General features: G+C 64.5%; 16 protein-coding genes. 5 read left to right on the top strand and 11 right to left on the bottom strand.

The features are described 5' to 3' along the window. Positions 1-2: 2 nt before the first annotated feature. The 6 genes from mnhG to ATB1_RS03315 form a co-directional block, all read right to left on the bottom strand. The gene (gene mnhG / locus ATB1_RS03340) at positions 3-320 is read right to left on the bottom strand and encodes a monovalent cation/H(+) antiporter subunit G (RefSeq protein WP_004977541.1); all 318 of its coding nucleotides are present in this window, start codon (positions 318-320) and stop codon (positions 3-5) included. Position 321: 1 nt separating this feature from the next. Beyond that, on the bottom strand, positions 322-609 hold the full coding sequence (locus ATB1_RS03335; protein ID WP_008092688.1) for a cation:proton antiporter: 288 nt from the start codon (positions 607-609) through the stop codon (positions 322-324). A gap of 2 nt (positions 610-611) precedes the next feature. Beyond that, positions 612-1,706: a monovalent cation/H+ antiporter subunit E gene (locus tag ATB1_RS03330; protein WP_042662262.1), complete on the bottom strand. Its 1,095-nt coding sequence runs from the start codon at positions 1,704-1,706 to the stop codon at positions 612-614. 168 nt (positions 1,707-1,874) lie between these two features. Beyond that, entirely contained in the window at positions 1,875-2,354 is a 480-nt protein-coding gene (locus ATB1_RS03325) for an Lrp/AsnC family transcriptional regulator (protein ID WP_042662261.1), read from the bottom strand. Between the two features lie 89 nt (positions 2,355-2,443). After that, a complete protein-coding gene (locus ATB1_RS03320) occupies positions 2,444-4,645 on the bottom strand; it encodes a universal stress protein (protein WP_042662260.1) in 2,202 nt (733 codons plus the stop codon). Between the two features lie 2 nt (positions 4,646-4,647). Further along, positions 4,648-5,076: an NAD-binding protein gene (locus ATB1_RS03315; protein WP_042662259.1), complete on the bottom strand. Its 429-nt coding sequence runs from the start codon at positions 5,074-5,076 to the stop codon at positions 4,648-4,650. A 538-nt stretch (positions 5,077-5,614) separates the two neighbouring features. Here ATB1_RS03315 and ATB1_RS03310 point away from each other — a divergent pair. The 4 genes from ATB1_RS03310 (at position 5,615) to ATB1_RS03295 (ending at position 8,452) form a co-directional block, all read left to right on the top strand. Beyond that, on the top strand, positions 5,615-6,016 hold the full coding sequence (locus tag ATB1_RS03310; RefSeq protein WP_004977535.1) for a hypothetical protein: 402 nt from the start codon (positions 5,615-5,617) through the stop codon (positions 6,014-6,016). Between the two features lie 158 nt (positions 6,017-6,174). Further along, positions 6,175-6,741 carry a hypoxanthine/guanine phosphoribosyltransferase gene (hpt, locus tag ATB1_RS03305; protein WP_042662258.1) on the top strand — a complete coding sequence of 189 codons (567 nt, stop codon included), beginning with the start codon at positions 6,175-6,177 and terminating at the stop codon, positions 6,739-6,741. A gap of 102 nt (positions 6,742-6,843) precedes the next feature. Then, positions 6,844-7,527, top strand: a complete 684-nt coding sequence (locus ATB1_RS03300) for a type 1 glutamine amidotransferase domain-containing protein (protein ID WP_042662257.1) — start codon at positions 6,844-6,846, stop codon at positions 7,525-7,527. Between the two features lie 79 nt (positions 7,528-7,606). Then, positions 7,607-8,452: an HNH endonuclease gene (locus tag ATB1_RS03295; protein ID WP_042662256.1), complete on the top strand. Its 846-nt coding sequence runs from the start codon at positions 7,607-7,609 to the stop codon at positions 8,450-8,452. A gap of 5 nt (positions 8,453-8,457) precedes the next feature. Here ATB1_RS03295 and ATB1_RS03290 read toward each other — a convergent pair whose 3' ends face one another. Then, positions 8,458-8,757 carry a transcriptional regulator gene (locus ATB1_RS03290; protein ID WP_004063969.1) on the bottom strand — a complete coding sequence of 100 codons (300 nt, stop codon included), beginning with the start codon at positions 8,755-8,757 and terminating at the stop codon, positions 8,458-8,460. A gap of 114 nt (positions 8,758-8,871) precedes the next feature. Here ATB1_RS03290 and ATB1_RS03285 point away from each other — a divergent pair, with 114 nt between their 5' ends. Continuing rightward, a complete protein-coding gene (locus ATB1_RS03285) occupies positions 8,872-9,840 on the top strand; it encodes a sugar phosphate nucleotidyltransferase (RefSeq protein ID WP_042662255.1) in 969 nt (322 codons plus the stop codon). 33 nt (positions 9,841-9,873) lie between these two features. On the opposite strand, the gene ATB1_RS03280 is transcribed toward ATB1_RS03285, so the two are convergent. From ATB1_RS03280 to ATB1_RS03265, 4 genes are all read right to left on the bottom strand, one after another. Continuing rightward, positions 9,874-10,584, bottom strand: a complete 711-nt coding sequence (locus ATB1_RS03280; RefSeq protein WP_042662254.1) for a diphthine--ammonia ligase — start codon at positions 10,582-10,584, stop codon at positions 9,874-9,876. A gap of 92 nt (positions 10,585-10,676) precedes the next feature. Next, a complete protein-coding gene (locus tag ATB1_RS03275; RefSeq protein WP_052367669.1) occupies positions 10,677-11,342 on the bottom strand; it encodes a hypothetical protein in 666 nt (221 codons plus the stop codon). 72 nt (positions 11,343-11,414) lie between these two features. Continuing rightward, the gene (locus ATB1_RS03270; RefSeq protein WP_042662253.1) at positions 11,415-12,368 is read right to left on the bottom strand and encodes a phosphoadenosine phosphosulfate reductase family protein; all 954 of its coding nucleotides are present in this window, start codon (positions 12,366-12,368) and stop codon (positions 11,415-11,417) included. Between the two features lie 123 nt (positions 12,369-12,491). After that, on the bottom strand, positions 12,492-13,066 hold a 575-nt coding region (locus ATB1_RS03265), incomplete at its 5' end, for a phosphoadenosine phosphosulfate reductase family protein (protein ID WP_042662252.1).

The raw sequence follows: 13,066 nt of genomic DNA, 5'->3' as shown, positions 1-13,066 counted from the left end.
GTTTAGTCACCCTCCTCATCGCTCGCGGTCCACGGTTCGATACCTTGGTCGTGGGCCGCTCGTGCGATGGCGTGAGCGGCCGTCGGGTTGGTGATGAGCATGAACAACAGAAGCAAGACCGTCTTGACGGCGGAGACCTCCGCGCCGAACAGGAGCGCGATGCCGCCGAGGGAGAGCACCGTTCCGAGCGTATCGCTCTTCGAAGTCGCGTGGGCGCGGGTGTAGAGGTCGGGCAGTCGGATGATTCCGACGACCGCGACGAAGCTGAAGAAGACGCCCGCGAGGACGAGCCCCACGACGAGATATTCGAGCGGCGTCATCTCAGAGGACACCCCCGCGTTCGACGATGAACTTGGAGATGGCGATGCTGGCGAGGAAGTTCAAGAGCGCGTACACGAGCGCAACGTCGAGGAATCCGGAGAGACCGAACGCCGCGGCGACGAGTGCCAACACGACGACCGTGTTCGTCCCGATGGCGTTGATCGCGATGACGCGGTCTTCCATCGTCGGTCCGCGGACGACCCGGTACAGGAGGACGACCGCGAACGTGATGAACGCGCCCGCGGCACCGAGTAATACCGTCTCGAACGTCGAAAGCTGTCCGAGCATCGTCACTCGTCACCGTCCGTTTGGTCGTCGTCGGTCCACGAGGCTATCGTCCCGCGCTCGGCGGGCGTCGGGATACGCGCCGCCGAGCGTCCGTAGAAGACGAACCGAACGGCGCGTTCGAGTGCGCCGCCCGCGAGCCCGTCTCGGGCGGAACCGGTGAGCGAGTGGATGATAAGGCTGTCTCGGTCCATATCGACGGTCAGCGTCCCCGGCGTGAGCGTGATGCTGTTCGCGAGGGTCGTCACCGAGAGGTCGCCCCAAATCGCCGCCCGGTAGCGCTGCATCTCCGGGTCGATGGGGAGGTCCGGGTGGAGGATGATGTAGGCCACGGAGAAGTTGGCCTTCACGATCTCCCACAGCAGGTAGGGAACGTAGAGGAGAAAGCGGGCGATTCGGGCGACGGTGCCGGTCACGGATGGCGTGTTCACGAACGAGATGCGTGCGAAAACCGCCGTCACGACGCCGGCGGAGATCGCGCCGGTAACGAGATTGAACGTGTCGAAGACGCCCGCGAGGAGAAGGTAGAATCCGAACGAGACGCCGAACATGGCGAGGGCCTTCGAGACGTTCGCTCGGCTGGGAAGCCGGCCGCGCTCGACGACGCGGTCGACCGGCGCTTCCTCGACCACTAACCCCGACCGCGCGAGTTCGAACTCGAGGGGCTGGAGCATCGGAGCGCTCCCGCCGGGTTGGTACTCCGGGTCGAGAACGATGCGGTCGAGGTCGCGGTCACGAGCGTACTCGAGGAGCACTTCGGCGAAATCGTTCGGCGAAAAGAGGTATCGGTCCTCGCCGATGACGGCGGTCTCGATGGAGACCGAGACGTCCTCGGCGTCGAGGTCGCCGTCGTCGTCGTAGTCGAGGTCGTCGTTCGCCCAGACGCGCGCCCGTTCGAGGGTGTCGGCGACGGCGTCGGCCGCCGAACGCTCGCTCTCGTCGACCAGTTGCCATCGGACGGGGTACACGAAGTGAACGGTCGATTCTTCGCCGGTTTCCGCGGCGATGCGCCGGGCCTCGCGGACCGCGTATGCGACGGTGTTCCGGAACGTGGACGACTCTCCGACCGGAACGAGAATTCGGGCACTCGTATCGGGCATCAGCCACCTCCGAAGTCGGACCGGACGATTCGTCGGGACGTTCGATACTGGCTCATTGGTACTACGTGTCTGTAGCGAAAGCCAAGCAAAACCCTTTCCGCTATCCGACGGTCAGACGCGGGTCGCGGTGTCCAATCGAGACCGTTGAAACGGCGTCGACATCCGGGGTTACGCCTCGTTCGTCGAGTCTCCGGCGAACGGGCTGTAGGGGCAGGTGTACTCGTTGCGGATTATCTCTTCTTCTGCAATCTCGAACCCCATATCGCTGAGTTCGCGCCCGATTCGACTCAAGTCGTCGCTGTTCCGTCCGAGCGCGACGATGTGGACGTTCTTCTCGCCGGACATAATCTCGCGAACCGAGATGACTCCCTCGACCGAGAGGGCGTTTCTCGCGAGTTCTTCTCGCTTCGAAATCGGTGCCGTACAGAAGATGATCGTGTGGAGCTGGTAGCCGAGCGCCTCGTAGTCGATGTCGAGGTGGCTCCCCCGGATAATCCCGCTCGATTCGAGCTTCGAAATCCGGTTTCGAACCGTACTCGAAGAGACGTTACGTGCGGAGGCGATATCGTTTCCCGACGTGTGTCGCGCGTCTTTCTGCAGCGCATAAAGGATGTATCTATCGAGTTCGTCGATGGATGTCGACGCCATGAGCCGACCAATGGGGCTCCCGAAAATATGTGTTTTGGTCGCGTGAACCGCCGATAAATGCACGGAGAGCGGTGGGCTGCTCGCCGAGGTCAGAACAACTGACGGTCGAGCGCGCGCATGAGTCGTCCACGTCGAGTCGCGTCCTGACCGTGAACCGCGAGCACCGAACCGTTCCACTCGTCGATGACCGCCTTCGCGTCCGACCGCCCGTTCCACTCGTCGGCGGCCACAACGAGGAGGTCGCTCTCGGTCGGCAGAGTGTGGGGGCCACCGTCCGTGGAGAGCGTCCCCATCTCGACGGGGGCGCTACACAACTCGGCGATGTCCGCTTTGTACTGTTTGAGGGACCGCCGCCGGGCCGCCGAGTCGGTGGTGTCCCCGCAGTGGCTCAGGTGGATTCGACCTTCGGACTCGCTCGCCAGCGCGTCCGCGACGGCGACTTTCGTCGGGTCGTACGGCCCCTGGCTCGCGAGCAGTTCGACGGTGCGAATCCCGTCGAGGTCGGGGCCCTTGAGTAGACCGGCTTCGCAGGGTGCGTGCCGGAGAATCCACGACGTATCGGTTCCGAAGAGGCGCTCGCTCACGCGCTTTGTCCCCGTCGGGTGCTCGACGAGGAGGAAGTCGACGTCCTGGTTGGCGGCGTAGTTGACGACCGCGTGTCGCGTGTCGTGGGTGACGATGGTGCCGCACCGTATCGGCACGCCGAACTCGTCGTCGAGCTCGTCGGTCTGCCGTTCGAACTCGACGTCGGCTGGCGATTCGACTGCGGACGCGTAGGCCAAGGACGTCTGGTCCGGAACCGTCTCGAACCGCGCGACCGTGACTCGCCCGTCGTTGGCGCGAGCGAGTCTCGAAGCCACCTGAATCAGCGCCCGCTCTCTGGCTTTCGAGATGTCGTTCGAAATCGCCACGAGAGCGTGGTACTCGTCGCGGTGCGCTTGGATGGCCGCTTCGGCCCGTTCGACCGCGTTGCGGCTGACCTCTTGGCGAACAGCGTCGGCGGCCGCGCCCTCGCGGTCGACGCGAGACCGGGCGTAGACGAAGAACCAGAGGGCGCCCGCGATGGTGAGAACGACCGCACCGACGAGCGGGACGGTCCCCATCTGCGTGAGGAGGACGAGGCCACTGAGCGCGCCGAACACCTGCATCCACGGGTACAGCGGCGAGGTGAACGACGGTTCGTACTCGACATGTCCCTCTCTGAACGCGACGACGGCGAGGTTGATGAGGACGAACACGAGGAGTTGGAACGCGCTCGCGAGCTTCGCGATGTCGAGCAGCGGAACGAACGCGATGAGAAGCAACAGCACGACGCCCGTGAGGGTAATCGACGTGCTCGGGGTTCCGAACCGGTCGCTAATCGTCGACAGCGACGGCGGGGCGAGTTTGTCTCGGCTCATCGCGAACGGGTACCGCGACGAGGAGAGAACCCCGGCGTTCGCGGTACTGACCAGTGCGAGGACCGCAGCGACGACGACGGCGATGACGCCCGCGGTTCCGAGCGAAGCCTCCGCGGCGAGTGCCATCGGCGTCGCGCTCTCGGCGAGGACGCCGCGGTCGGTGACCCCGACCATCACGGCGACGATGAGGACGTAGAGGACCGTCGTGAACCCGAGCGACCCGAGGATGCCGAGCGGGATGTTTCGGTCGGGGTCTTCGACCTCCTCGGCAACGCTCGCTACTTTCGTCACGCCCGCATAGGAGACGAACACGAGTCCAGTCGCGGTGAGCAGGCCGCCGACTCCGCCGTTGAAGAACGGGCGGAAGTTCGTCGATTCGACGGTCGGCGTCCCGCCGAGGACGAACCAGACGAGCGCGACGAGCATGATGGCGACGATACCGACCTGTAGCCTCCCGGTCTGTTTCGCCCCGACGAGGTTGACGACGACGAGGAGCGCCGCGAGCGCGAGCGCGACCGGCGTGACGACGGTGGAAGGAACGTCGAACAGCAACAACAGGTACGGCACGCCGCCGACGAGTGCGAGCGCACCTTTGAACGAGAGCGAGAACCACGTGCCGATACCGGCGATGGTGCCCAGCAGTGGACCCATCCCCCGCTCAATGAACAAGTAGGTGCCGCCGGCTTCGGGCATTGCCGTCGCCATCTCGGATTTCGACAGCGCCGCGGGCAGCACGAGAACGCCGGCGATCAAGTACGCCAAGATAACCGCTGGGCCCGCGATATCGACCGCGAGCGCCGGTAAAATGAAGATTCCGCTGCCGACCATCGCCCCGATACTGATCGCGAGCACCGAGAAGAGACCGAGGTCTCGTTCGAGTGTTTTTTCCACGGTTATCCACCCGCTCGCGCGTCCTCTGCCGGTTCGGCGCGCGACCCGACGACCATGTCAGTGACGAGCGACGTGACACAGATCACTTCGACACCGAGGTCCTCGAACACGGCCGTGTTCTGCGGGTCGTTAACGAGTACGGTGACCCGGTCGACGTCGAACGTCGTCCGCGAGGCCTGCGTGAGAAGCAGGTTCGTCGGATCGATTCGTCCCACGACGATAACCGCGTCCGCGTTTTCGTTCCACGCGGCTCGGAGGGACTGTGGCTCGTCGAACGCCGCGACTCGCGCGTCGATGCCGCGTTCGATCGCGTGGGCGACCACTGCCTCGTTCTCGTCGATGAACGTGACGGATTCGTACTCCTCCAGCAGTCGCTCGGCGAGCGCGCGACCCGCGTGCTCTCCACCGAGCACGAGTGGTTGGTGTATCATGGGTATGGTCGTGACTCAAGCTGGGCGCAGCGTTCGGTCACTCACGCTACCTATGGGACGAAAGCATATATTTTAATCGGGTTTTGTAGCTAATCGACAAAATAGAAGTATACTATTTATCGAATCGTCCTAGACCGCTGGAGAGGGGGAAACCGACCCCGAACTACTACGCGGTCTGTTGGTTTTGGGATGAAATAGCTGAAAATACGGGTAGCGTAGTCCACTAATAATCAATATAGTTGTGCGATAACGCGCTCACGGGCCCATTTCTTAACGGTTCCCACCAGCCACGTGGGGGCGAAACGCCGCCCTCGAGACCGGGGTCAAATCAGAGAGTCCGGTCTCGTAGTAGACGCCGGTTTCAGGCGATTTCTGGCCGGATTTGGCGGGGGGTAATTATTACCTCCAGTGTGACCCTCAAATTTATAACACTGACTCACAATCGGACATTTATGATCCGTCCAGGCGCGCGCTCCGGGCAGGGAGACGCGCAGCGTCAGGGCAAGGGGGGAAACGAATGATAATCGACCCGTCACGGATGGCATCCGTCAACGGACCGGGACCCGACAGCGAGGTCGCGATGGACGCGCTTCGGGGGACTGCGAAGGGGGCAGTCTCTCTGGTCGCCGTCTACGGTGCGACGGCCTTCGACCTGTTTCACGTCGGGGAGTCGGTCCGCGAGGACTTCGGGAGTCGCGACGAACTCGTGACGCACCTGAGTTCGCTCGCCGAGGAGACTCGGCGCGAGTTCATGGAGCGCGGGCTGTTTTCCGGGCTTAGTCCGGTACAGAACAGCGTCGAGTACCGGTTCGAGGAACGCGACGGCTACGGCGTGTTGCAGGTCTACTGTGGCGGCCGCGGCATGCTGCTTTTCGTCGAACCGGACGAGACGGTTGAGCCGCTGGTGAAAACCGCGTCACAGCTTCTCGGCGGGATGTAACCGCCCTCGGAGCGTCGCGCTCCGTGCGGGGACCGCTGTCGGAGAGCGGTCGCTCGGCGTCGGTCGGCCCACGGTAATCGATACCGCGAGACGTGGGTCGGCGTGTCCGAGAGCCATCGAACCGCCACATTTTATGCCTAACCGGGGAAACGAGCGCCATGGACCAGTTGCGGCAGTCTCTCCTCGACGCGCCGATCATCGAAAAAGGAGATTACGAGTACTTCGTCCACCCCATCAGCGACGGGGTTCCGATGCTGAAGCCGGGGCTCCTGCGCGAGATTGTCATCAAGATCATCCGCAAGGCGAACCTCGAAGACGTGGACAAAATCGTCACGCCCGCGGCGATGGGCATCCACATCTCGACGGCCGTCTCGCTCATGACGGACATCCCGCTCGTCGTCATCCGCAAGCGCGAGTACGGCCTCGACGGCGAGGTCTCGCTTCACCAGCAGACGGGCTACTCCGAGGGCGACATGTTCATCAACGACGTGAACGAGGGCGACCGCGTGCTCGTCCTCGACGACGTGCTCTCGACCGGCGGCACGATGAAGGCCGTCCTCGACGCGCTCGACCACATCGGCGCGGACGTCGTCGACACCGTCGCCATCATCAAGAAGGCCGGGCCGAACGAACTCGACGACTCGGACCACCACGTCAAGACGCTCATTAACGTCACCGTCGAAGACAGCGAAGTCGTCATCGTCGACGAACACGGCGACGACTGACCCGACGCCGACGCGGCCGCGACGCCGCACCGTCGCGCCGTCCTCCCCCGCGGATTTCCGCCTCCGCGGGGCCTTTTTGTGGCCAGATCGTACTCGGGAGCGATGACATCGGCGCTTTTCATCGTCAGCGAAGACGGCTACTGGGGAGAGGAATGCATCGAGCCGCTCACTACCCTGACCGACGCCGGGGTGGACGTGACGGTCGCGACGCCGACGGGCGCGCCGCCGGTCGTCGACGAGCGCTCTATCGACCCCGAGGAGGTCGGTGAGGAACTCGCCGAACGCGTCGTCGAAGTCCACGAGAACGACGAGCGCCTGCAGAATCCGGAGCCGATTGCGCAGGTCGACGCCCGCGAGTACGACGCCGTGGTGTTCCCCGGCGGCCACGGCACCGCGTGGGACATCAATCAGGACCGACACGCCCGACAGGCGCTCTTGCAGGCGGTCGCCGGCGACGGCTCGAAGGCGCTCGTCGTCTGTCACGCGGTCGGTATCCTCGGGTTCACCCGCGAGGCCGACGGCTCGTTCCTCGTCGAGGGGCGCGAGGTCACCGGCTTCCCCAACGAGTGGGAGGAAGGCATCGTCGACGACGACGACCTGATGCCCGACGGCCGAAAGCTCCCGTACTGGGTCGAAGACGAGGTGAAAGCCGCCGGCGGCGTCTGGGACGCCGAACTCGACAGCGACACTAGCGTCACGGTCGATGGCGACCTCATCACCGCGCGCGGCCCCGGTTCCTCGTCGGCGGCGGCGCGGACGCTCTTGAACGAGCTAGACGCAGAATAAGAGGCATTCGGCCGATTTCTCCCCCAATACGAGCGGAGACGGGAGAACCCTTTTTCGTGACTCGTCCGTCGGTTCCGTCGTGAAACTTGCAGGGCTCTCGCTCGAACTCGGTGAGCGGTTGAGCGGATCGGAACTTCAGTCTCGATTCGACCGCGGGATGACGGGCCGCGGCATCGAAATCTGCTACGACGACGACGATCAGCGGTATCTCCGCCTCTTTTCGAGTGACAACGGACCGTACGGCGACGACGTGACCGGCGGCCAGTTCACGTACATCGGAGAGGGGCGGACCGGCGACCAGACGCTTACCGGCGGCAACAAGTTCCTCGCGCGGGCCAAACACCATCCGTTACCGATATTTTTCTTCCATCGAGAGTCGGCCGGGACTGACTGGGAGTACCAGGGTCAGGTCGAAGTCGTCGACTACGCGCACGGTCCGTTCGAGGGAGACGACAGGGACGTCTATCGATTCGTTCTCCGCCGCCGTCGCGAACGGCGGGAGCGGGTCGACGACGAAGAAGCCGCGGCGGACCTCGCGTCCGCGGAACGCACCGAGACGACGCGAAGCCGAATCATTCGAAACACGGCGCTTGCGACCGAGTTGAAAGAGCGGTACTCTCACACGTGTCAGGTCTGTGGAGAGCGTCGCCGTCGAGGAGTCCACGACGGCTACGCGGAGGCGCACCATCTCAAACCGCTCGGGCGGCCCCACGACGGCCCGGACGTCGAGGCGAACCTCCTCGTCCTCTGTCCGGACCACCACGCGGACTTCGACTACGGAATGATAACCGTCGACCCCGAGACGTACACCATCGCCCACGCCTACGAACGCGAGTTAGACGGTACCTCGCTTTCGGTCCGCGAGGACCACGACCTCGACGCTGACTTTCTCGACTACCACAACCGGACCGTGGCGTCGTTGTAGGCCGACTATTCGATTTTGAACACGGCCTCTTCGATGCCCTCGCTTCGACACTCCGGACACCGCGAGGGGTAGTTCACGGGGTCGTCGAAGGCGCTGAAGCCGCAGTGTTTGCACTCCGGCGGCGCGACGAGGAACTGCTCGCCGTCCGCTCCGTGGACTGTTTGGGCGACGTGTTGGAGATGACCGTACACCGACGATACCGAGACGCCGACGCTCGCCGAAAGCTCGGAGGCCGTCGCGGGGTCGTCGCGGAGGGCGTCGGCGATGCGCTGGCGGGCCGTCGTGTCGGACTCCCGGGCTGTCATATCGCTCGGTTGGGAGTCGAAGGGAAAATCCCTTGCGCCGCCTCGGTCGAAAAAGTGTCAGCAAGATAGAGAGGATGCAAAAAGGCCTTGTCTACGTGGCGGGATTTGGGGGATATGAAGGCAGTCGTCCTTGCCGGAGGGTACGCGACGCGTCTGTGGCCGATTACCAAACACCGACCCAAGATGTTCTTACCCGTCGGTGACCAGACGGTCATCGACACCATCTTCGAAGACCTGGAAGCCGACGACCGGGTCTCGGAGGTGTTCGTGAGCACGAACGAGCGCTTCGCCGGCGCATTCGAGGAGTATATCGACGAATCGCCGTTCGAAAAGCCGACGCTGTCGGTCGAAGACACCAGCGAAGAAGACGAGAAGTTCGGCGTCGTGGGCGCGCTCGCCCAGCTCATCGACCGCGAGGAGGTCGACGAGGACCTCGTCGTCATCGCGGGAGACAACCTCATCAGCTTCGACGTGGGCGACTTCGTGGACTTCTTCTACGAGAAGAATGCGCCGTGTCTGGCCGCCTACGACGTGGGCGACAAGGAGCGCGCGAAGTCCTACGGCCTCGTCGAACTCGACGGCGACCGCGTCATCAACTTCCAGGAGAAGCCCGAAGACCCCAAGAGCACGCTCGTCTCCATCGCCTGCTACGCCTTCCCTGCGGATGACCTGCCCAAGTTCGACGAGTATCTCTCCGGTGACAACAACCCCGACGAACCCGGCTGGTTCATGCAGTGGCTCCAGCAGAACGGCGACGTGTTCGCCTACACGTTCGACGGCGCGTGGTTCGACATCGGCACGCCCCAGAGCTACCTCGACGCCGTGGCGTGGTACCTCGGCGGCGAGAACTTCGTCCACGAGTCGGCGACGCTCACAAACACCGAGGTCGGCACCAACGTCCACGTGATGGCCAACGCGGTGGTCGAAGACTCCGTGCTCGAAGAGTCCGTGGTCTTCCCCGGCGCAGTCATCCGAAACGCGGAGCTGAAGAACTCTATCGTCGACGAGGAGACTCACATCGAGAGCCTCGACCTCTCGAACGCCCTCATCGGGGCGCACTCGCGGCTGACGAACGGCCAGTAACGCGGCCCGAACCGCAACCGCGGGCGCTTTTTCTTAGCCGAGGTACGCGTCGGTGATGCGGAGCCTGCCGTGGGTCCCCTCCCACTCCGTCTCGTACTCCAGTTCGATGGGGCGGTCCATGTGCGGGCCGTCGGTGACGAGCGTCTCGAACTCGCCGCCCTCGCCGAGGATGTGGACGCCGTACTGCTCGTTGAGCGCTTCGAGTTCGTCGAGCGCGTCGGCGTCGAGCGTCCGGCCGAGCCACGACTCGTCGAGGCCGTGGGCCGCGACTTGGATGATGGTGATTTCGAAGCCCGCCTCGAGCATGGCGTCGCCGAGTTCGCGGGGATTTTCCTGCCACAGCGGGGCGAACAGGTCGATTCCGAGGCGGTCGCACATCGCCTGAATCCGGTTGGTCTGGAACTCGCTTTCGATGGCCCCCGCGGTGACGCCCGCGAGGTCGATCTCGGATTGGAGGTCCGACAGCGCCGCTTCGAGGGGTTCGAGTTCGGCGTCGCCCTGCGCGCCCGAGTCGTCGGCGTCGGTCGCTTCGAGGTCACCGGGGTGGACCTCGACGAGTTCGATGCCGGTGCTTTCGGCGGCAAGCGCGGCGAGGTCGGTCGCCGGCACGTGGTACATGTACGAGTCGTCGCTCGGGTGGACGGTCAGGAGGCGGGTGACGTTCAGATCCGCTTCGAGCGCGCGGTAGAGCGCCCACGAAGAGTCCTTTCCGCCCGAAAAGAGGCTGACCCACTCGGCTGTCATGGAGGCGATAGCGTGTTGGGGGAGATAGGCGCTACGGTGTGGGCGTCAGGATGGCGGGAGCGTCGTCGGTGCAACGCAAGAGGAGCGAGGGCCTACGATACCAAGCGTCCGGCGTAGTAACAACAGAGCGCACCGATCGCAGCGAGGCCAACGCGAGGGTAGACTCTTGCGCTGTCCATTCCCCCGCGACCGGTGTGTCCTGCGTATCGAGCGTATCCGCCGTCGTATGCGACGATGGCGCTCGTCTTCTTCCAAAGCGCCATCCCCGCGAGGTCGTGACCCGCGCGGACCGACCCCGAGTCGGCGACTCGCTCCACCGCGCTCGGGAAGCGCCACGCGGGCGTCGACGCGAGCTTGAGCGCGGTGGCGTTCGAGACCGGTTCGAGGTCGACCCGGACCGTGTCGTTCTCGTATCGCGTGATGTTCGGCCGGTAGAACGGACGGTTTCGGTCCCGGAATACCACCAAGCGGTGCTTCGAGTCGAACGCGTAGCTGGCGCTGTACGTCGCGTCTGAGACGACCCGCGGCCCGTCAGCGCTGACGTCCTCGGCGAGGTCGCAGGCGTCGATACACGTCGCGGTCGAGTCGACCAGACCGAGTCGCTCGGCGAGGTGGTCGTCGCTCGGCGTGACCTGTTCGGCTCTGTACTCGTACGACCATATGATGGATCCCCACGGCGCGAACACGGCGGCAGTGAGCAGTATGACGCCGACGAGGGCGGTAATCGTGGGCCAGAAATCGGGAGGAGAGCGGGACATGCGTGCACGTCCCGCCGGCAATCATATTATATTTTCTACATTATTGAGTCGATGGCTATCGTCAGACTCCGTTCACATGTAACCCAAGTCGCGAAGCCGACCCATCAGGTCCTCTTTGTCCTGCGCGCGCCCCTCGCGTTCCGCGCTCGCGCCGAGGTCCTGCACCCACGCGGGGCGGTCGTCGGACTTCGCGGACCCGGACTCGGTACCGAGCGAGCGGTAGCCCTCGAAGTACTTCGGCGAGACGGGCAGGTCGGCGGGTTCGACGCCGAAGGGGAGGTCATCGAGAGCAGCGGGGACGTGGCCCGCGGGGTAGCCCTCGACCGAGTCGGGGACGATGTAGTTCCAGAACGCCGCCCACACGTCGGCCTCCTCGAACTGGAGGATGGAGTGGACGCGGTCGTGCGGCGGGTACTTCTCGGAGTCGTGGCGGGGGCTGAAGAACGTCTCGTCGGCGCGAGACTCCTGTTCGTCCCAGCGGACGCCCGAGAAGACGCCGTCGAAACCGCGTGCTTCGAGGGTGTCGTTGAGCGCGACGGTCTTCAAGAGGTGGTTACCCTCGAAGCTGTCGGCGTCGAGGACGACGGTCTCGCCCTCGTAGCCGAGGCGGGCGAGTTCGTGGCGGGTGTCGTCGCCGAGGGCCGAGAGGGGAATCTCGTCGCCGGGCGACGCGCCGAGGCGCGCGAAGTCCTCGTTGCGGGCGACGACGAGGTCGAGGTCCCAGCGGTCGGCCCACTCGCGGACGAACGCCTCGGTCTCGTCGAAATGCTCGAAGTGGTCGATGAAGACGACGGGCGGCACGGGGACGCCCATGTCGGCGGCGACCTCGCGGACGACGTAGAGCACGAGCGTGGAGTCCTTGCCGCCGGTCCACATCACGGCCGGGCGCTCGTACTGTTCGAGGGCGGTCGCGGTCACCGCGGCCGCTTTTTCGAGTTTGTCTTCGAGCGTCGGGTAGTCGGCGGCGGTCTGGTCTCGGCCGTCGTCGTAGTCGAGGTCGAGGTAGTCGGGGAATGTGAGGCTCATAGGGAAGGTGTCGCTCGCGGAGGATATCGCTGTTTCCGCTGTGAGACAGTCGCTGTCGCTGTCGGGAGCGAGTCCGCGAAAAAGTGGCCGCGTCGCGATGTTCGCGTCAGAGTTCGGCCGACGTTACATGTAGCCGAGGTCGCGCAGGCGCTCCATCAGGTCCTCTTTGTCCTGGGCGCGGCCCGCGCGCTCGGTCGTGTTCTCCATGTCCTGCAGCCACGCCGGTTCTTCGGCGGACTTGTCGGTCGAGACCTCGCTGCCGAGACTCCGGAAGCCGGCGAAGTACTTCGGCGAGACGGGCACGTCTTCCTGCGTGACACCCTCGGGGAGGTCGGTGTCGCTGGTGGGGACGTAACCGTCCTCGGGGTAGTTCTCGACGGTGTCCGGAACCGCGAAGTACCAGAAGGCGTCCCAGACGGCGCTCTCTTCGAACTGGAGGATGGGTTGAATGCGGTCGTGCGGGGGGTAGATGTCGGGGTCGTGACGGGGGCTGAAGAACGTCTCGTCGGCGCGGGCCTCCTGTTCGTCCCAGCGGACGCCGGAGATGACGCCGTCGATGTCGTGTTCTTCGAGGGTGTCGTTGAGCGCGACGGTCTTCAGCAGGTGGTTGCCGACGTAGGTGTCGAGCAGGAAGGGGAACGTGTCCTCCTCGTATTCGAGGATTTCACGGACGTGGTGCTGGTTGTGCTCGGAGAGTT

The organism is Haloferax sp. ATB1 (genome assembly GCF_000730175.1).
Note: the sequence above shows the minus strand (reverse complement) of the source record. Positions and strands in the feature narration are given on the sequence as shown.